Genomic DNA, 18,600 nt, shown 5'->3' with positions numbered 1-18,600 from the left:
GTCGCGACGACGGCACGGAGCGGCGCTCCTTGAGCTGGTCCGCCACCTCGCCGACCACGTCCCAGGTGGAGACGTGGTCAGGGTGCTCGCCCTTGACGACGGTGCGGTCGAACAGCTCCTGTACGACCTGGCGCTTGGCGACCGGTATGGACTCCTCCGGTACGCCGTGCTCCGTGAGGATCAGGCTGAAGGCGGAGGTGGTGCCCGAACCCTCGTGCACGCCGAGCTTCGGCCGGGTGACCGTCTCGTGCGGGAGCAGCTCGGCCATCGCGGCCCGCAGCACCCACTTGTCGCGTCCGTAACGGCGCTTGAGCCCGGCCTCCAGGGAGACCAGGTGGTCGAGGACCTCACGGTCCCAGTACGGGTGCGTGGTCCAGTGCCCGTACATCGTCGACAGCACCGGGGACATCTCGTTGAGACCGTCGAAGGTGGCCATGTCGTACGCCACCGCCGAGTCGAGGTCCGGCAGCCGGTCCTCGCGGTGCATCCCGGCGAGCGGGATGTCGGCGCCGTACCCGGTGAGGATGCGGCGCTGCGGCCCCTTGAGCGTCCCGTAGAGGGAGTTCAGCGGGAGCAGGTACTCGATGATGTCCGGGTCGAGCGACTCCGCGGACCAGACGGTGTGCGGCAGCCGGCCGAGCAGGTCCGAGGTGTGCAGCGTCAGTTCGCGGTGGTGCGAGCCGAGGTGTTCCGCCACGACGCGGGCCTGCGGGAACTCGTCCGAGGTCTCGGTCCCCATCGATACGGTGTCCAGCGCGCCGGCGGCCCGGTGGGCGAGCGCCGCGACCCCGGAGGAGTCGATGCCCCCGGAGAGCACCACGAGCGGAGGCCCGTCCGGACCCAGCCGGGAACGGACGGCGGTGTCCAGGACCTCGCGCAGCGACTGGACCGCCTCGTCCTCCTCGACGATGCGGCGCGACAGCGCCGGGGCCCACGTGCGGTGGGCATCGGTGGTGCCGGTCTTGAGGTCGATGGCCAGCACCGTGCCGGCCGGCACCTGGTAGACCCCGGCGAGACGCCGCACCCGGCGGGCGGACGGGACCGGCAGGCCCATCGGTCCGCCGTGTCTGGCCAGCGTCTTGGCCTCGGTCGAGGCGAAGACCTCGCCGCGGCCCGGCCGGATGTACAGCGGTACGGAACCGGCGTGGTCGGTCGCCAGGTACACGCTCTGGCCGGTGGCGACCACTGCGGCGAACCGGCCGTTGACGAGGCGGAACGCATGGATTCCGTAGCGGTGGAACAGCTGGAGCAACAGCTGCGCGTCGCCGGTATCGGCGTCCGCGGACGGGAGGACGGACCGAAGGTCGTCCCCGTTGTAGATCTCGCCGACGGCCAGCACGGCGATGTCCGCGTCGCGGGCCAGTGCGGGTTCGGGAGAGACGTTGGGGGCATGGACCAGCGACGCGGTGACGGTCTGCGTCTGCAGACTTTCCCGGACGCCGGTGCTCGTGCCCTGGGTGGCGTGGGCCGCACCGAGGACCCGGTCTCCGTCCAGCTGGGCGGAGACCAGGAATCCGTAGGCGGCAGGAGACTCCTGCGCAGACATGATCAGATGCTCAGTGCCCCGAAGCCACCGGTCGTGAAGTCATAGTTGACCGGTACTTCGATGAGGAAGGGACGGCCCAGCTCGGCTCCCTTGCGCAGCGCGGCGAGCAGTTCCTCGCGCGAGGTCGCGCGGGTCGCGTCGACGCCGTTCGCCTCCGCGAGGGCGACGAAGTCGACGCTGCCGAACTTCACCGCCGGGTCGTGGCTGCGACGGTGGCCGAGGTTCTGGTAGAGCTCGATGAGGCCGTTGGTGTCGTTGTTCACGACGACCGTGACGATCGGCAGGTTGAGACGGGCGATGGTCTCCAGGTCGGCGCTGTTGGAGTGGAAGCCGCCGTCGCCCGCGATGAGGAAGGTGGGCTCGCCGGGACGGGCCATCTGCGCGCCGATGGCCGCGGGGATGCCGTAGCCGAAGCTGGAGCAGCCGGCCGAGGTGAGGAAGCCGAAGGGCTGGTCGGCACGGGCGAACAGCACCCCGTAGTGACGGAAGAAGCCGATGTCGGAGACGATCGTGCCCCGGCCCGCACCCGCGGTCTCGGCCATGACCTCGTTCATGGAGTCCATGACCTGGTGGACGCGCATGCCGTCCTCGTACTCGGTCGGGTCGGCGAGGAACTCCGCGATCCGCGCGCGCAGCGGGGCGATGTCGTGCCGGTCCTTCGCGGCGAGGTCCTTGGTGGCCGCGTCGACGTACTCGACGAAGGCCAGGACGTCGGTGACGACGTCGACGGTGGGGCGGTACACCCGGGGAATCGGGTTCGGGGTGGGCGAGATGCGGACGGTCTGCTTCTCCTGGCCGCGGGCCCACATCGAGGGCCGCAGGTCCTCGGCGTAGTCGTAGCCGACGGTGAGGACGACGTCCACCGGGGCGAACAGGGTCTCCAGGGCCGGGAAGCCGAGGATGCCGTCCATGTAGCCGGTGACGGCACCGTAGTTGAGCTCGTGCTCGTGCGGCAGGATGCCCTTGGCGATGTACGTCGTGATGACCGGGATGTTCAGCCGCTCGGCCAGGGCGCGGATGGCGTCCACGGCGCCGGAGCGGATGGCCGCGGCACCGACGGCCAGGACCGGGTGCTCGGCACCGCGCAGCAGCTCGATGGCCTCGTCGGCGGCGCTCTTCCAGTCGGCGTCGACCATGCCGGTGGGCTTGGCGGGGGTACGGGCGGCCGGGTGGCCGTCGAGGGTGATGCCCTCGCTGGAGCCCAGCAGGTCGACCGGGAGGGAGATGAAGGAGGGGCCGACCGGCTCGGTCATGGCCGCCGACACCGCGGAGTCCACCAGGTCGGTGATCTCGGACGGGCGCTCCAGCTCGACGGCGTACTTCGTCATCGGCTTCGCGATGGCGACCAGGTCGAGGCACTGGTGGGTGTCGTTGGGGAAGATGTCGTGGGACTCGGACTGGGCGGCCAGCGCGATGACCGGCGAGCGGTCCAGGATCGACGTGGCGATACCCGTGGAGAGGTTCGTCATTCCGGGGCCGAGCGTGGCCCAGCACGCCTGCGGTCGGCCACTGATCCGGGCGAGCACATCGGCGGCGACACCGGCGGTGAACTCGTGCCGCGTGAGCACGAATTCAATGCCTTCGACCTCGTCGAAGAGGATCGAGGCAGCCTCGCGGCCGACGACGCCGAAGACCTTGTCCACACCGTGCTCGTGCAGCCGGGTCAGCAGTGCGTGGGCAGCTGTCGGTTCGTTCTTGGGGCCGGTCGATACGCGGGACATGGGTCTCCTGGTCGGTCAGCGTTGGGCAAGACCTGAGAACCGTGACGGTCGCCGCTCTTCGCCCGCTCTCTTCCAGATATCCGAGGAGGCTCCGGAGAGAGGGCGAAGACGGGTGGGAGTGACGCGCCCCGAACTCTGATGCGGAAGCCCGCCCTTCAGACCGACCGGCACATGAGGGGTGGGAGAAGGAGCGGGGCTGGGTGCGTGCCCAGCACCGCGACGCCGCACCCCGGGTGCCGGTCGGTCTCAATCAAAAAGGATGTCCGCGGTGCCTTTTGAGCGAGTTTTGGCGTCTGTTCCCGTCTCGCCGGCGCAGTTTCCCTTTTCGCGTGCGGACCTGCAGCTTCTGGACACGGTGGCGGGATGCGGAGACCTCGCCGAGGTGGCCCGGAGGCTCGGTCTGCGGCAGGGCTCGGTCGAGCGCCGACTGGACCGGCTGGACAAGGACGTGGACCTGGCGCTGACGCGGCGCGGCTGTCATTCCGCGCAGCTGACCGCGGCCGGATCCCGGCTGCTCGTGGCCGGGCGGCGCTTCTTCCGGCAGGTCGACCTGGCCGCCCGTACGGAGATATTCGGCAGTGGACCGGAGGCCCTGGACGCCCCGGACGTGCTGTCCATCGCGTCCGCGGAACCGCTCCTGGAGGACGTGGTCGAGGACGCGTCGGCCACGCTCGGAGTGCTGCTGTCCATCAGCCACGACACCCCGCACGGGGCGCTGAGGCAGCTGGCCGACTTCACCGTGGACGCCGTGCACACCTGGGGCTTCGACACCCCGCACGCCTCGGTGGACCGGGCGGTGCGGGTCTACGACGTGCTGGACGACGCGCTGTGGGTCACGCTGCCGTCCGGTCATCCGCTGGCCGACCGCGCGTCCCTCTCGCTGGCCGACCTGCTGGACGAGAACTGGGTGAGTGAGGCCGGGCCCGGCTCGGAGGCGCTGGTCGAGCGGGTCTTCCACGCCGCGGGCCTGCCCAAGCCCCCGCGGCTCCAGGTGGCCGGGTCCTCGGTCGTCCGGGGCATGCTGCACCGGGGGGACGTCGTCGGCCTGGGCTCACCCACGGGCCCGGCCGTGCACACCCCGAACCTGGTACGCCGCTCCGTCGTCGAGCGCCCCCGCCGCACCTGCTCGCTGATCGTCGACCCGGCCGTGGTGCCGGGGGCGCTGGCCGAGCAGCTGGCCACGCTGCTCACGGCCCGCTGTCTGGGACGGTTCGCCGAGCACCATCAGGACATGCTCCGCGACCCCTGGTGGGCGCAGTGGTACGGGGAACAGCTGGACCGGCAGGACGCGGGCGCCACCCCCGCGGGGGCGCGCGCCGGAGGGCTCTCCGCGCACACACCGGGGGAGTCCCCGTCGCCGCAGGAGTCGGGGCAGCTGGACGTCGAGGATCTGCATCTGCTGCGCGCGGTCGCCCAGCACGGCAGCATCAACCGGGCGGCGGCGGTGCTCTCCATCAGCCAGTCCGCCCTGACCCGCCGGATTCACCGGCTGGAGTTCCGGCTGGGCGCCAGGCTGCTGCTGCGCAGCTCCCGGGGGACCTCGCTGACCAGTTCCACCCGGCAGTTCCTGCGTCAACTGGACGCGTTCGAGACCGAGTTCCACGGTGCGGGCATCGCGGCCCGTCGGAGCACCGGCCGGCCGGCGCCGCACCGCAGGTGGACGAAGGCCGGGTAGCGGGGGTACGGGACGGCCGGCCGCGGCGGAGCTTCCCCCTGCCGCGGCCGGCCGTCACGGTCCGGTGGACCGGATCAGTCCTCGGCTCCGAGCGCCGCGTAGTCGTACATGCCGAACGACCCCGTGACGAAGACGTTCTTCGCGTGCGGGTGCCGGTAGAGCAGCGAGCGCGGGTAGAGATAGGGCACGATCACCGCGTGCTCCATCGTCAGCCGGTCGATGCGCTGCCAGATCTCCGCACGCTCGGCCGGGTCGGCGCACGTGGCGCCCCGGTCCAGCAGCTCGTTGATCTCGGGGTCGTCGAGCTCACCCATGTTCTGGTTGCCGCGCTCCTTGATGGCCCGGCCGTCGACGATCTGCTGGAGGAAGCCGTAGCCGTCGGGGAAGTCGGCGCCCCAGCCGAACATGATGATCCCGATGCCGTGTTCGGCCAGGTAGGACGGCGAGCCCCCGTAGACCTCGAAGTAGTCGCCCGAGGGGAAGTCCAGCACCTCGGCCTCGATGCCGACACGCGCCAGACCCGCGGAGAGCGCCTCGGCGGCCCGGTACTCCTTGAGCCGGTCCTTGCGGGCGGCGATCTTCGTCTTGAAGCCGTTCGGCATACCGGCCAGGGCGAGTTCGGCGCGCGCGGCCTCCAGGTCGCCGGTGCCCTCGTCCCCGACCGGGTAGCGGTCGAAGGGCTCGTACCCGTCGATGGTGGGCGGGAGGATGGTCGTCGCGATGTCCCCGCCGACCGAACCGCCGTACGCCTCCTGCATGGCGAGCTTGTCCGTGGCGAACTGCACGGCGCGGCGGCAGTGCACGTTGTCGAACGGCGCGATGTTGCTCGACAGGCAGTAGATCCAGGTGAACCCGGTCAGCGGGTTGTCGGCGTTGGCCCGGAGCTCCGGGTCGGCCAGGATGCGTTCCTGCGCCAGCGGCTGGACGCCGAAGCCGGCCAGGTCGATGTGGGCCTCGCCGGAGATCAGCATCCGGTCGACCTCGTGCGGCTCGACCCCGAGATGCACCTCGATCCGCCCGGCACGCTGGTGGCGCACCGGGTCGGTGGACCGGTCCCAGTGCGGGTTGGGCTCCAGTACGGCCAGCTTGCCCCGGGTGTACGAAGCGACCCGGTAGGGGCCGGTCGCGACCGGCCCCGTGGCGTATCCGGCGCCGGTGTCCAGGTGGCGGGGGACCGGGGTCGTGCTGGGCATGGTCGCCAGCAGGTCCATGCCCGCGAACGGCTCACGCAGCCGGAAGATCAGGGTCCGGTCGTCCGGGGTCTCCAGCGTCACGGGGCCGTCGACGTCGGGCTCCCGCCAGGGGCCGCCGTATTCGGTGCCCAGCAGCTGCCGGAAGTAGGTGGGCCCGACGCCGAGCACGTCGGTGCCGTAATTGCTCCTGGCGATCGCGTACTTGACGTCGCCGGACGTGACGGGCGAACCGTCCTCGTAGGTCAGTCCCGCGCGCAGCCGGTACGTCCAGGTGCGCCCGCCGTCGGACGACTCGCCCAGGGACTCGGCGAGGTCGGGCACGAGCCGCTGGCCCGCCTTGCCCGGCGCGGTGTCGAACGTGACGAGTGTCCGGCCGATCAGCCGCAGGAAGTTCCAGGTGTACGCGTAGTAGGTGTTCCCCGGGTCCAGTGAGTCGAAGTCGTCGGTGCGTACCAGTCGGAGCGTGCCCCCTGTCGCGGTGGTCGGCCGGACCACACCGTGCACGCCGGCATCGAAGCCGCTGCCGGTCTCCGTCGGCTTACTGGTCGTCATCTCCTGTAACCCTTCCTCGCGTTGCTCTTCCGCGTACATCCTGTGCGTGGGGTTTCGTGCGGCGGCACGGCCGTCCGGTCCGCGCATAGCGGGTGACGGGTCGGCATAGCGTTCGTGCCGTGACCGGCTCAGGCCTGGTCGGTCGGGCGGATGAAGATCTCGTTCACGGTCGCGTGCGCCGGTGCCGTCACTGCGTAGCGGACCGCCTCGGCGATGTCCGCGCTCTGCAGCTGGCGGATCTTCGTGACGCGCTCCTGGATGGCGGCCTTCGACGGGGCGTGCGTGATGTGGTCGCGCAGCTCGGTCTCGACGGTGCCGGGCTCGATCACCACGACGCGTACCCCGCGTTCGGTGACCTCCTGGCGCAGGCCCTCGCTGAAGCCGTTCACCGCGAACTTGCTGGCGTTGTAGGCGGCGCTGCCCCGGCCCACCACGCGCGCGGCGACCGAGGAGATCTGCACGACCGTGCCCCGGCTGCGGAGCAGGTGCGGCAGGGCCGCGTGGGTCATGTACATCAGGCCGAGGACGTTGACGTCCATCATGCGGGTCCAGTCCGTGGTGTCGGCGCCCTCCACGGGGCCGAGCAGCATCAGACCCGCGCTGTTCACGAGGACGTCGAGGGAGCCGAGCGTCTCCACGGTCGTGGCGACCGCGGCGTGGACCGCCTGCTCGTCGGCGACGTCGAGCGGGAGGACGAGCACGGTGGCGCCCTCGGCCTCCAGCTCCGTGCGCAGCGCCTCCAGCCGGTCGGTGCGGCGTGCGGCGACGGCGACCTTGGCCCCCTCGGCGGCCAGGGCGCGTGCCGTGGCCTCACCGATGCCGGAGCTTGCGCCGGTGACGAGCGCGACCTTTCCCTGCAGAATTCCGGACATGTGTAACCCCCAGTGTGCGAGCCGGTGTGTTCCCTTGAAATGCTTATGCGCATCGACGCGGAATCGGTGACGTTATCAGCCCGGTCATCGCGAGTGAATACCCATTGTCACCACGGGTTATGTGCACTCCGCGCCGGTTATGCGCAGTGGGCGCGCGCAGGGGACGCGCGCCCGCCATATCGGGCAGATTGTGACAGCGATCCCACGTCGGCATGACCTTTGTGTACTGATGGGCGGAACATGATGCGAGACGATGTAGCGGTCCAGGACGGGAAGGCGGCACCGTCCTACCCGATGCGCCGGGGCTGCCCGGTCGATCCGCCCCCGCAGCTCGCCGAGTTGAGGGCGGGCCCGGCGGCGAGCAAGGTGACGCTGTGGGACGGCAGCCAGGTGTGGCTGGTGACCGCGCACGCTCATGTCCGCGCCGTGCTGGGCGACCGCCGATTCACCGCGGTGACCAGCGCTCCCGGATTTCCCATGATGACGCCCACATCGCAGTTGGTACGGGCCCAGCCGAAATCCGCATCGTTCATCCGCGCGGACGATCCGGAGCACTCGCGGCTGCGTTCGATGCTCACGCGTGAATTCCTTCAGCGCCGCGCCGATGAAATGCGCCCGATGCTCCGGGAAATGCTGGACGAAATTCTTTCCGAAGTGGTCACCGGTGAGCGTCCGGTCGATCTCGTGGCAAAACTGACGATTCCCGTGCCGTCCCGCGTCATCGCCGCGATGTTCGGCATACCCGCGGGTGAGCGGGCCCTGATGGAGGACCGCAGCGCCATCCTGATCGACCGCGGCTACACCCCCCAGCAGGTGGCGGCGGCCCGCGACGAACTCGACGCCTTCCTGCGCGAGCTCGTCGAGTCGCGCATCCGCGAACCCGGGGACGACCTGATCAGCCGGCTGGTCGTCGACCAGGTGCGCGAGGGCAGGCTCGACATCGACGAGATGGTCCCGATGTGCCGGCTGCTGCTGGTCGCCGGACACGGTACGACCACGAGCCAGGCCGGTCTCAGTCTGCTGAGCCTGGTCACCGAGAAGGGCCTCGCCGCCTCGCTGCGCGACAACCCCGAGCTGCTTCCCGCGGCCGTCGAGGAACTCCTGCGCTTCCACTCCATCGTGCAGAACGGACTGGCCCGCGCGGCCACCGAGGACGTACGGCTCGGTGACGTGGTCATCAAGGCCGGCGAGGGCGTCGTGCTGTCGCTGTCCGCGGGCAACCGCGACGAGCAGCTCTTCCCGTCCCCCGACACCGTGGACCCGCACCGCGACGCACGCCGGCACCTGGCCTTCGGCCACGGCATCCACCAGTGCCTCGGGCAGTGGCTCGCCAAGGCCGAGATCGAGGAGATGCTCGCCGCCGTACTGCGCTGGATGCCCGACGTGCGGCTGGCCGTGCCCTTCGAGGAGCTCGACTTCCGTCACGAGGTGTCGAGTTACGGCCTCGGCAGCCTCCCGGTGACCTGGTGAGCGACCCGGGCCGGCTGACCGTCACCGTCGATACGGCCGCCTGTTGCGCCATGGGCCGGTGCGCGGCGACGGAGCCCGATATCTTCGCCCAGGACCCCGACACCGGCACCGTGGTGCTGCTCGACCCCACCCCGCCGCCCGCGCTCCACGAAGGAGCCCGGCTGTGCGCGGACCTGTGTCCGTGCGCCGCCATCACGGTCACCGAGAACTGACCGGACAAGGAGTGACGATGACCGAAGTCCCTGGTACCACCACATCCGCCGTCCGGACCGCGGCCGAGACGGAACTCGCCGCGGACAGCTCTCCCCTGGCCGGCCCCTGCCGCTGGGCGATGGAGCTGCTGACGACGCCGCACCTCCCTTCCGAGGAGGACATGGCCGCGTCCCTGGTGCCCGGCTTCCTCGACAAGTACCCGCAGGGCTTCACGGCGACCCTGGACGAGTGGCGCAAGCTCGGCCCGTTCACCGTGACGACCTATCAGCCCGTCGCCCACAAGGGCTGGTTGGTCCTCACCGACCAGTCGGGCCGGGACTTCTCCCTCACCGTGATCATCGACTCGACGGGTCTCGTCCGCATCCTGCACCTCCAGCCGGACATCTTCGTCCCCGAGGTGCGTGAGTGGGCCGATCTCGACGAGGCGCTGCGGATCGAGGGAGTCACCTCCTCGGTGCTCGCCGTCCGCATCGAAGAGGGCCGGCACATCGTGCTGCACGAGAAGGAGGCCCACCGGGCGCTGCCCACCGGCTCCGCGTACAAGCTCTACCTCATGCGGGCCCTCATCCACGCCATCGACAACGGTGAGCTGGACTGGGACGACGAGGTCGTCACCCGGCCCGACCTGCGCAGCCTGCCCACCGGTGACATGCAGGAGCTGCCGGACGGCACGCGGGTCCCGGTCCGCGAGACGGCGCACAAGATGATCGCGATGAGCGACAACACGGCCGCCGACCTCCTCGCCGACAAGGTCGGGCGCGAGGCCGTCGAGCGCGCGGTGGTGGCGTCCGGCCACCACGACCCCTCACTGCTGCGGCCCTTCCTGTCCAGCCGCGAGGTCTTCGAGATCGGCTGGGGCGCCCCGGAGCTCCGCCGGGCCTGGGCCGAAGGCGACGAGACGGCCCGCCGCGAACTGCTCCACAAGGTCGCGAGGCCGCTCACCGTGCGCGGCTCCGACCTCGGCGAGACGGTCCACCAGCTGGGCCTGGACTGGCACATGAGCGCGTACGACGTGTTCAGGGTCCTCGAAGCACTCGTCCAGGACGGCACCCGGGACGCGAGCGGGACGGTCGACGCCATCCTGACCGCCTACCCCGGCATCCTCGTCGACCGGAAGAAGTGGTCCAAGGCCGTCTTCAAGGGCGGCTCCTGCCCCGGCGTCATGATGTTCTGCTGGCTGCTGGAGGACCACCGGGGCACCCCGCACGTCCTGGTGCTGCAACAGGCCGCCGACGAGCAGAAGCTGATCGGCGACGGCCAGCTGCTGCGCAGACTCGGCGCGAAGGTCATCGAATCCGGGCTTCTGGAAGGCGAGAAGGAACCCACTCCGTGAGCACCAGGGACCGGCTGCTGGCCGTCCTCGTCGCGGTGCTGTGGGGACTGAACTTCCTCGCCGTGCGGGTGGGGCTCGATCACTTCCCGCCGTTCTTCCTCGCCGCACTGCGCTTCCTGGTCCTCGCGGTACCCGTGGTCCTGTTCGTCCCCCGTCCGAACGTGCCGCTGCGCTGGCTGCTCGGGTACGGACTGGGCTTCGGGGCCATGCAGTTCGGGCTGCTCTTCCTGGCCATCGACAACGGAATGCCCTCGGGCCAGGCGTCCGTGGTGGTGCAGGCCGCGGCCCCGCTGACGGTGCTGCTCGGCGCGATCCTGCTGCACGAGCGGCTGTCGTGGCAGCAACTGGCCGGCATGGCGGCGGCGGTCCTGGGGCTGACGGTGATCGCCGTCGACCGGGCCAGGACCGCGGCGCTGCTGCCGCTCTTCCTCACCCTGCTGGCGGCGCTCGGCTGGGCCCTCGGCAACCTCGCCAGCCGGCAGGCCAGGCCCGAGCACCCGCTGCGCTTCGCGCTGTGGATGTCCGTGGTGCCGCCCCTGCCCCTGCTGGCGCTGTCCGCCGTCATGGAGGGGCCGGCCACGGGGTGGCGGGCCTTCGGCGGCGCGTTCGACGCGGAGGGCTGGCCCGGCCTGGTGGCGCTGCTCTACATCGCGCTGGCGGGTTCCGTGGTGGGCTCGGGCATCTGGACGGCGCTGCTGAAGCGGTACGAGGCCGGGACCGTGGCCCCGTACTCGATGCTCGTGCCGGTCGTCGGCATCGCGGCGGCCTGGCCGGCGCTCGGCGAGCGGCCGAGCGGCCTGTCCCTGGCAGGAGCCGCGATCGTCGTCATCGGTGTGCTGGCCGGTATGGGGCTCACCCTGCCGAAGCGCCCCCACGGCAAAGGCCCCGGCGGGAAGCCGGGGCCGGAGCCGGAAGCGGTCGTGACTCAGCCGGACGAACCGACGGCCACGGTCCAGGACACCCAGCGGTCCTGAGGTACGAATCCCATCGCGCTGTTGACGGCGATCATCGAGTGGTTGTCCTCGGCGTTCGCCGTCTCCAGCAGCCGTACCGCGGGCTGCTGGCGCAGCACGTTCTCCAGGTTCGAGAGCTTCAGGAGCAGCCCCAGCCGGTGCCCGCGGTGGCCCCGGTGGACCACCGTCATGCCCTGCAGCGCGTACTCGGGGTTGCCGGTGGTCTTGGAGACGCTGGTGTAGCCGGCCAGCGTTCCGCTCGCCTCGTGGACGACACCGGTGTGGTACGCCCGGCGTCCCCGGCCCACCCGCATCGTCTCGAAGGCGCGGGCGTAGCTCGTCTCGACCTCCTGGTCGGGGTCGGGCTCCGCCCCGCTGTCACCGAGGGACTGCTCCAGCAGCGAGACCGGCACGGCGTAGGCGTCGGGCGTGACGGTGCCCCAGCGGACCAGGCCGTAGCCCTCGGGCAGGGCGGGCACGCCGTCGGCGAGCGGGTCGTGGCGGCGCAGGTCGAGCCACTGGTGCAGACCGGACGGGCCGTCGGCGCGGGACGCGCCCAGGGCGGCGGCGAAGGCCGACGGGGCGGCGTCGCGCGCCGGGCCCCCCTCCAGTGCCTCGACGGTCATGCCGGCGAGCGTGGTCCGCCCGTGGTCGGCGGCCAGTTCGAGGGCCCGGCCGAACAGCGCCCGGCCTATCCCGCGGCGGCGCAGCTTGGGGTGGACGAGGAGCTGGTCCACGCGGGCCACCGGCGCGCCGTGCGGCAGCGCGATCCGCAGCGCGCCGACCACCTGCCCGTCGCGCAGGGCGACCCAGTCCTCCAGCGCGGTGGCCGGCGGGGCGAAGCGCAGGGAGCCGATCATGTCGACGGGGCAGGGCGGTGCGGACCCGGGGACGTCGTCCGCCGACTCCGCCATCAGTTCGAGCCACTGGCCCGCCGTGTCGTCGTCGTCCGCGCTCAGCGGGATGAAGCGGAGCTCCGGTGTGCTGTCGGTCATGGAGTGGTCTCCCGGTCGAGAGGGGCGGCGGTGGGGCCGAGACCCATGGCCTGGATGTCGTACAGGCCGAAGGCGGGCTGGACGTAGACGTTGGTGACCCAGGGATTGCGGAAGGACAGGGTTTTGTCGTGGACCAGCGGAAGGATCACGGCGTGTTCCATCACCAGTCTCTCCACCACCCGCCACAGCCGGGTGCGTTCGGCCGGATCGGTGGTGTGCAGGCTCCGGTCGATCAGCTCGTTGATCTCCGGGGCGTCCAGCTCGGCGATGTTCCAGTTGCCGCCGTTCCGCTTGATCTGGCGGCCGTCGACGAGCGGGGCGAGGAAGCCGTACTCGGTCGGGAAGTCCGCGCCCCAGTCGGTGACGACGAGCCCGAGGTTGTGCTTGCGGATGGTCTCCGGCGAGCCCGCGCCCAGGCTGAAGTAGCTGGCCACGTCGAGTTCCTTGACGGTCAGCCGGATGCCGACCCGGGCCACCGACTCGACGACCGCGTCGGCGACCAGCCGGAACTTTCCGCGCTGGGTGCCGATCACCGCGTCGAACCCGTCCGGCAGGCCGGCCGCCGCGAGCTCCGCCCGCGCCTTGTCGAGATCGCCGCGCAGATCGGGTCCGGCCGGGTAGCGGTCCAGCCCTTGGTGGGCCGGGAGCCGCGGCGGGAACAGCGCGGGTGTCAGGTCACCGCCGGTGACGGGGCCGCCGCGGGCCTCCTGGAGCAGCAGCCGGTCCGCCGCGTAGTGCACCGCCCGGCGCACGTGCACGTTGTCGAACGGCGGGATGTGCGGCTGGAGGGAGACGAAGTGCAGGAAGCTCGTGCGCGGGTTGTCGGTGTGGGTGCGCAGGACCTCGTCCGCGGTGACCCGCTGCTGGGCCGCGTGCTGGAGCCCGCGCCCTTCGAGGTTGATGTCGAAGACCCCGTCGATCAGCTGGGCGTCGAGGTCGTCGAGACCCACCCCGATGGTCAGCTCCACCCGGTCGGGCAGGGCGGGCCGCACCGGGTCGGTGGCCCGGTCCCAGTACGGGTTGCGCACCAGGTGCAGATACGCGCCCGGCCGGTGCTCCTCGATCCGGTACGGACCGCTGCACCGGGGGTCCTCCCCGTAGCGTGCCCCGGTGTCGGCGTGCCGGGGCACGGGTGAGACACAGGGCTGGGCCATCAGATGGTCGAAGTCGGCGAACGGGCTGCGCAGCCGGAAGACGATGGTGCGCGCGTCGGGCGTCTCCACCGACTCCAGGGGCTCGTCGCTCCGGTACGGCCCCGGGTAGGGCCGCGCCGGATCGTCCAGGAGCGGCACGAGGTACGTCGGTCCGCCGGGAAGCACGTCCTGCGCGAAGATCCGCTGCACGGCGTGGCGCACGTCGGCCGAGGTGATCGGGGAGCCGTCGTCGAACCGCAGGTTCTCGCGCAGCCGGTACGTCCACGTCCTGGCTCCGTCGCTCGCCTGCCCGGGTCCCTCGGCGAGGTCCGGGACGGGGACGAGTCCGGCGGGTCCGGGGTCCGTGGGGTAGGCCATCAGCGTGCGGTTGAGCATGCGCTGCAACAGCCACACCCACACGTAGTACGTGCGGGCGGGGTCGAGGGAGTCCACGTCCGCCGACGACACCAGGCGCAGCGTTCCGCCGCGCCGGTCCGAGGGGTTCACCATGGCGCCGACGGCGGCGTCCCAGCCGGCGCCGGGGACCGTCGCGGTCGGGTGTTGGGTCCGGGCACTCATCGGGGTGCGGTCCTCCGGTCTCGGTCCGTACGGGGAAGTCGCAGCAGGTACGAGCGCTCCTCGCTGGCCTGGCAGCCGCGCGCCAGCTTCGCCTCGACGCTGCCGATCCCGGCGTGCAGCACGGAGACCCCGGCCGCGGCCGCGGCTTCGAGCACCCGGTAGTAGAGGACGTCGTAGTAGAGCGGCAGCTTGCCCTGGGCCTCGTAGTCGAAGCCGGCGCGGTGGCCGAACCAGTGCTCCTCACCGCGGGCCCGGGAGCGCAGGACCATGCCGAAGCCGATGACCACGCCGTTCTGCCGGGCCACGGAGACCATGACGTCGTCGCCCATCACGTCGGCGATCCAGGACAGCAGACCGGCGGAGTGCTCCGGGCTCGCCGGATTGCCGTACTTCTTCAGGAGGTTGGAGTCCAGCTCGCCCAGGCGCGGGACCAGTTCCTGGGTCAGCGCCTCGACGGTGACCTCCACCCCGGCCTCGGCCAGGGCGCGGCGTTCCAGCCGCACCCGCCGACGCCGGTGCTTGCTCATCTCGGCGAGGAACTGGTCCCAGCCGCCGGGAGGAATGGGCAGCCAGGCGTAGTGCGCGGAGGTGTGCGAGCGGTAGCCGCGGCTCTCCAGCAGGTCGACGAGCCCGGTGTCGCGGACGTCCACGTGCGGGAAGCAGACCGAGGCCGCCTTCCGCTCCTCGGCGAGCCCTTCGGCGTGATCGAGGAGCGACGCGAGGTCCTCGGGCCGGGCGTCGGGGGTGGTCAGCATCCGGGTACGTCCGAGGTGCCTGCCCCCGCACACCAGCGAGGGCAGCAGGGACGACGCGTCGCCGTCCGCCACCTCGGCGAGGATGCCCACCGCGTCCGGGACGTCCTCGTCGGCGGCCCGGGAGAGCATCGCGTCGGGCCGGGCGAGCAGCCAGGGCACGGAGTCGGTCGCCCAGGCCGCGACGAGCCCGGCGACGGGCGCCCCGTCCCGGTGCTGCACCAGGAAGTCCATCGTCGTACCGGAGTTGCGTTCCTGCACCGCCAGCCAGCGGGGCGTCTGGAAGAAGTCCTCCACGCCCGCGAGGTCGTTCCACCCCATGCCCACGAGCGCGGCGGCGTCCGGGGCCGCCAGGACCCCGTCCCGGTTCTGCACGTCGTGCGGGTGGCTCACGCCTGCTCCTCCTCGACGACGAAGTCGAGATACGAGGCGGCCTTGTCGGCGAGCGCCTGCGCTTCGAGCCGGTCGGGGCCGTTGCAGTAGGTGAAGCCGACGCAGGAGGAGTTGTCCATGCGCTGGAGGAGCGAGTCGCCCTTCTCCACGTGCAGCAGCACCTGGACGCCCGGTACCGCCTCGGCGGCCTCCACGCCGTCGACGCGCTTCAGCGTGCCGCGCTTCGCCGGGTAGATCATGCGGACGGCCGCGCCGCCGGAGTGCACGACGGGCTCGATCGCCGGGGTCGCTCCGATGGTCAGCAGCCAGGCGTCCAGGATGGGGCTGCGCCCGGTGACGTCGGTGACCAGCATCGTCATACAGCTGGACGGCGTACGGGGGTTGGCCTCGATGATCCGCCAGCCCGACTCGGTGTGCCGCACCTCGGTGTGGCAGGGCCCGTGCCGGTATCCGATGGCCTCGAGGGTCTTGCGGACGACGGAGTACAGCTCGTCGCGCGACTCGTCGGAGAGCGGCACGGGGAAGGTGTGTCCGCACTCGATGTACGCGGGGTCGCCGAACAGGTCCTTCGACGTGACGCCGAAGACGTGCGTGTGGCCGTCGACCGTCATCGTCTCGACGCTGACCTCGACGCCCTCGACGTACGTCTCCAGCAGGACGTCCCCGGAGCGCTGCTGGCCCCGCAGGCTCTTGCGTATGCCGGAGAGCTCGTTCCACGCCTCGGTCAGTTCGGCCATGTCGTCGACGCGGCGCACCCCGTAACTGATCGCCTCCGCAGGGGGCTTGGCGATCATCGGGAAGCCGAGCCTGCGTGCCGCGGCCTCCAGCTGGTCCTTGTCGCTGACCAGCACGTGAGGGATGTTGAACGGTACGTCGCCGAGCGCGACCCGCAGCCGGTCCTTGACGTTGGCGGTCTCGACGGCCTCCGGGTCGGGGCCCGGCAGACCGAGCCGCTGAGCGGCCTGGGCGGCGATCACGGTGTGGTAGTCGGAGAACGAGGTCAGCCCGTCCACCAGGGGCTTGCCGTCCTCGCCGGTCACCGAGGCGAGGACCGCGTCGAGATCGGTGGTGTCCACGTCGATCACCCGGTCGACGACCTGGGCGAGCGGGTGGGAGTCCCAGTCGTGGCCGTGGGTGTACCAGGAGCGGTCACCGGTCAGCAGCCACACCTCCAGGCCGTGCTCGCGGGCCTGGCGCAGGCCGAGGACGAATGGGTGGTTCTGCATGTGCTCGACGATGGCGATCCGCTTGTCCGCGAACTGCGCGTAGTCAGCCAGGGGTGTTGTCATCGAACCGCCTCCATGCGTCGGCCGTCGCTCACAGCGTGGGTATGGGGATCAGTTCAACGGCTCGCCCGCGGCAATGGCCATGAAGCGGCTGTGGTGCGCATAGGCCGTCTCCGAAGCGCATAGGCGGGGGAGACGATCGATTCTCGGTCAAGTTCTCCGGGGAGGGAGGGGACAAGAGGGAGCGAATCCGGCGGAGGAGCCGATGCGGGAATGCGGGTGGCCGGAACCTTTCAGCAATGAGAGGACGTAAAGAGAACCCGCGTATACCGTTCGAGCATGGCTCGACAGAACGATTACTACAGTCCTGCCCCGCACGGAAAGCGGCGATCCACGGGAAGCCGTGTGCTGGTGGCCCTGTTGGTGCTGGCGGTGGTGTCAGGCGTCGGTTACTGGGGATACACCGCACTGGCCGGCGACGAGGGCGAGGACGATCCCGAAGTCACCGCGGCCGCGGCCCAGCTGGAGAAGTTCATCGGCGCCTGGGAGACGGGCGACGCGAAGGCTGCTGCTTCGTTCACGGACACCCCGTCGAATGCGGAATCGCTCCTCACGTCCGTCACGAAGAATCTGGGACCCTCGAAGACGGAGATCACTCCTGGTGACGGGGAGAAGAAGACTTCCGGCGAAGTTCAATTCCCGTTCGACGTGGCGATGAAGATTCCGGGTGCCGCGGACTACACCTGGGACTCCCGGGCCAAAGTCCTGAAGAAGGACGGCGCCTGGCTGGTCGAGTTCAACACGCCCATGATCCATCCGAAGATGGTCGCCGGGCAGACGCTGGCCCTCCAGTCCCAGGAGCGCGCCTCCGTCCTCGACACGAACGGGGACGAGCTCCGTGCCTCCTCCGTGGTCGGAGCGGTCGACCCGAAGACCGGCAAGGGGATCTCCGGGCTGGAGGCCCGTTACGACAAGCAGCTCTCCGGCGGGGGCGGCGGCGCCAAGTCGGTGGTCGTCGTCGACCGTAATTCCGGACAGGTCGTGAAGCGGCTCACGAAGAACTCCGAAGGGAAACGCGAGCCGGTCCGGACGACCATTGATCCGAAGATCCAGGAAGCGGCGGCCGACGCACTGGAAGGGGTCACGAAGAGCGCGGCGATTGTCGCGATCGACCCCTCCACCGGGAACATCCTCGCGGCGGCCAACAAACCCGGCGGACAGAATCGCGCACTGAGCGGACAGTATCCGCCGGGTTCCACATTCAAAGTCGTGACGGCGGCGGCGCTGCTGAAGCAGGGCATGCGCCCCGATGACGTGGCGGAATGCCCGAAGTTCGCGTATGTGGACGGCCAGCGGTTCGAGAACCAGGGTCAGTTCGTCCTGCCCGGGGGATCGACCTTCCGGGACTCCTTCGCCCACTCCTGCAATACCTTCTTCGTCAATTCGGCCGGAAAGCTTTCGAACGCGGCGCTGAACGAAACGTCGCGGGCCTTCGGTATCGGGGGCTCGTGGGACGTCGGTGCCACCACGTACGACGGAAGTGTGCCGGTGGCCAACGGCGTCAACGACAAGGCGGCCTCGACCATCGGCCAGGCCCGGGTGCTGGCCTCGCCGCTGGTGATGGCCTCGCTCGCGGCGACGGTGAAGGCCGGCGAGTTCAAGCAGCCGGTGCTGGTTCCGGACGCGGTGAAGAAGAAGTACGAGGCCACGGACCGGCTCGACCCCGGGGTGACGTCCGCGCTCCGCGAGATGATGCGCGCCACCGTCACCCGGGGCGCGGGCAAGGCGCTCCAGGGCATCGCGGGGGAGCCGCACGCCAAGACCGGCACGGCGGAGTTCGGCAACGACACCCCGCTGCGTACCCACGCCTGGATGATCGGCTACCAGGGCGAGAGCAACCTCGCCTGGTCGGTGCTGCTGGAGGACGGCGGTTCGGGCGGATCGGACGCGGGTCCGATCGCGGCCAAGTTCCTGGGGAACCTGGGCTGAGCCCC

Annotated in this window: 13 protein-coding genes and 1 pseudogene; 6 read left to right on the top strand and 8 right to left on the bottom strand. The window is 70.7% G+C overall.

The features are described 5' to 3' along the window. Window positions 1-34 precede the first annotated feature (34 nt). Window positions 35-1,546 (bottom strand): annotated as a pseudogene (locus tag OG230_RS14995) (asparagine synthase-related protein); the annotation flags it as partial. 2 nt (window positions 1,547-1,548) lie between these two features. Beyond that, complete coding sequence (locus tag OG230_RS14990; protein ID WP_328910713.1) at window positions 1,549-3,267, bottom strand: thiamine pyrophosphate-binding protein; 1,719 nt, start codon at window positions 3,265-3,267, stop codon at window positions 1,549-1,551. Window positions 3,268-3,622: 355 nt separating this feature from the next. Between OG230_RS14990 and OG230_RS14985 the strand changes: the two genes are divergently transcribed. Continuing rightward, window positions 3,623-4,942: a LysR family transcriptional regulator gene (locus OG230_RS14985; RefSeq protein WP_443051554.1), complete on the top strand. Its 1,320-nt coding sequence runs from the start codon at window positions 3,623-3,625 to the stop codon at window positions 4,940-4,942. A 74-nt stretch (window positions 4,943-5,016) separates the two neighbouring features. Here the strand turns inward: OG230_RS14985 and OG230_RS14980 are convergent, their stop codons facing one another. Beyond that, complete coding sequence (locus tag OG230_RS14980; protein ID WP_328910711.1) at window positions 5,017-6,687, bottom strand: ABC transporter substrate-binding protein; 1,671 nt, start codon at window positions 6,685-6,687, stop codon at window positions 5,017-5,019. A gap of 128 nt (window positions 6,688-6,815) precedes the next feature. After that, window positions 6,816-7,559, bottom strand: a complete 744-nt coding sequence (locus tag OG230_RS14975; protein ID WP_328910710.1) for an SDR family oxidoreductase — start codon at window positions 7,557-7,559, stop codon at window positions 6,816-6,818. A 240-nt stretch (window positions 7,560-7,799) separates the two neighbouring features. Between OG230_RS14975 and OG230_RS14970 the strand changes: the two genes are divergently transcribed. The 4 genes from OG230_RS14970 to OG230_RS14955 are packed head-to-tail and all read left to right on the top strand — an operon-like array spanning window position 7,800 to window position 11,549. Continuing rightward, window positions 7,800-9,029, top strand: a complete 1,230-nt coding sequence (locus OG230_RS14970; protein WP_328910709.1) for a cytochrome P450 — start codon at window positions 7,800-7,802, stop codon at window positions 9,027-9,029. Beyond that, window positions 9,026-9,241, top strand: coding sequence for a ferredoxin (locus OG230_RS14965; protein ID WP_443051553.1), 216 nt, complete (start codon window positions 9,026-9,028; stop codon window positions 9,239-9,241). The genes OG230_RS14970 and OG230_RS14965 overlap by 4 nt, the downstream gene beginning before the upstream one ends. A gap of 17 nt (window positions 9,242-9,258) precedes the next feature. Beyond that, on the top strand, window positions 9,259-10,575 hold the full coding sequence (locus OG230_RS14960) for a serine hydrolase (RefSeq protein WP_328910708.1): 1,317 nt from the start codon (window positions 9,259-9,261) through the stop codon (window positions 10,573-10,575). Then, window positions 10,572-11,549 (top strand): EamA family transporter, encoded by a 978-nt coding sequence (locus tag OG230_RS14955; protein WP_328910707.1) that lies wholly within the window; start codon window positions 10,572-10,574, stop codon window positions 11,547-11,549. Before OG230_RS14960 ends, OG230_RS14955 begins: the two co-directional genes overlap by 4 nt. Here the strand turns inward: OG230_RS14955 and OG230_RS14950 are convergent. The 4 genes from OG230_RS14950 to OG230_RS14935 are packed head-to-tail and all read right to left on the bottom strand — an operon-like array spanning window position 11,501 to window position 16,669. Then, complete coding sequence (locus tag OG230_RS14950; RefSeq protein ID WP_328910706.1) at window positions 11,501-12,523, bottom strand: GNAT family N-acetyltransferase; 1,023 nt, start codon at window positions 12,521-12,523, stop codon at window positions 11,501-11,503. The two genes, OG230_RS14955 and OG230_RS14950, sit on opposite strands and share 49 nt — an antisense overlap. Continuing rightward, window positions 12,520-14,235, bottom strand: a complete 1,716-nt coding sequence (locus OG230_RS14945) for an ABC transporter substrate-binding protein (protein WP_328910705.1) — start codon at window positions 14,233-14,235, stop codon at window positions 12,520-12,522. The genes OG230_RS14950 and OG230_RS14945 overlap by 4 nt, the downstream gene beginning before the upstream one ends. Next, window positions 14,232-15,380, bottom strand: a complete 1,149-nt coding sequence (locus OG230_RS14940) for a GNAT family N-acetyltransferase (RefSeq protein ID WP_328910704.1) — start codon at window positions 15,378-15,380, stop codon at window positions 14,232-14,234. Before OG230_RS14940 ends, OG230_RS14945 begins: the two co-directional genes overlap by 4 nt. Then, complete coding sequence (locus tag OG230_RS14935) at window positions 15,377-16,669, bottom strand: ATP-grasp domain-containing protein (protein WP_328910703.1); 1,293 nt, start codon at window positions 16,667-16,669, stop codon at window positions 15,377-15,379. The genes OG230_RS14940 and OG230_RS14935 overlap by 4 nt, the downstream gene beginning before the upstream one ends. Window positions 16,670-16,945: 276 nt before the next feature. Here OG230_RS14935 and OG230_RS14930 point away from each other — a divergent pair, with 276 nt between their 5' ends. Beyond that, complete coding sequence (locus tag OG230_RS14930; protein WP_328910702.1) at window positions 16,946-18,595, top strand: penicillin-binding transpeptidase domain-containing protein; 1,650 nt, start codon at window positions 16,946-16,948, stop codon at window positions 18,593-18,595. Window positions 18,596-18,600: the final 5 nt, after the last annotated feature.

This window comes from Streptomyces sp. NBC_00234 (assembly GCF_036195325.1).
In the GTDB taxonomy this organism is placed as follows: Bacteria; Actinomycetota; Actinomycetes; order Streptomycetales; family Streptomycetaceae; genus Streptomyces.
Note: the sequence above shows the minus strand (reverse complement) of the source record. Positions and strands in the feature narration are given on the sequence as shown.

Bases quoted from the DNA above. Each gene is read 5' to 3' on its own strand.
- OG230_RS14975 (WP_328910710.1), bottom strand. From the start codon at position 7,559: ATGTCCGGAATTCTGCAGGGAAAGGTCGCGCTCGTCACCGGCGCAAGC.
- OG230_RS14990 (WP_328910713.1), bottom strand. From the start codon at position 3,267: ATGTCCCGCGTATCGACCGGCCCCAAGAACGAACCGACAGCTGCCCAC.
- OG230_RS14960 (WP_328910708.1), top strand. From the start codon at position 9,259: ATGACCGAAGTCCCTGGTACCACCACATCCGCCGTCCGGACCGCGGCC.
- OG230_RS14970 (WP_328910709.1), top strand. From the start codon at position 7,800: ATGATGCGAGACGATGTAGCGGTCCAGGACGGGAAGGCGGCACCGTCC.
- OG230_RS14935 (WP_328910703.1), bottom strand. From the start codon at position 16,669: ATGACAACACCCCTGGCTGACTACGCGCAGTTCGCGGACAAGCGGATC.
- OG230_RS14945 (WP_328910705.1), bottom strand. From the start codon at position 14,235: ATGAGTGCCCGGACCCAACACCCGACCGCGACGGTCCCCGGCGCCGGC.
- OG230_RS14980 (WP_328910711.1), bottom strand. From the start codon at position 6,687: ATGACGACCAGTAAGCCGACGGAGACCGGCAGCGGCTTCGATGCCGGC.
- OG230_RS14950 (WP_328910706.1), bottom strand. From the start codon at position 12,523: ATGACCGACAGCACACCGGAGCTCCGCTTCATCCCGCTGAGCGCGGAC.
- OG230_RS14930 (WP_328910702.1), top strand. From the start codon at position 16,946: ATGGCTCGACAGAACGATTACTACAGTCCTGCCCCGCACGGAAAGCGG.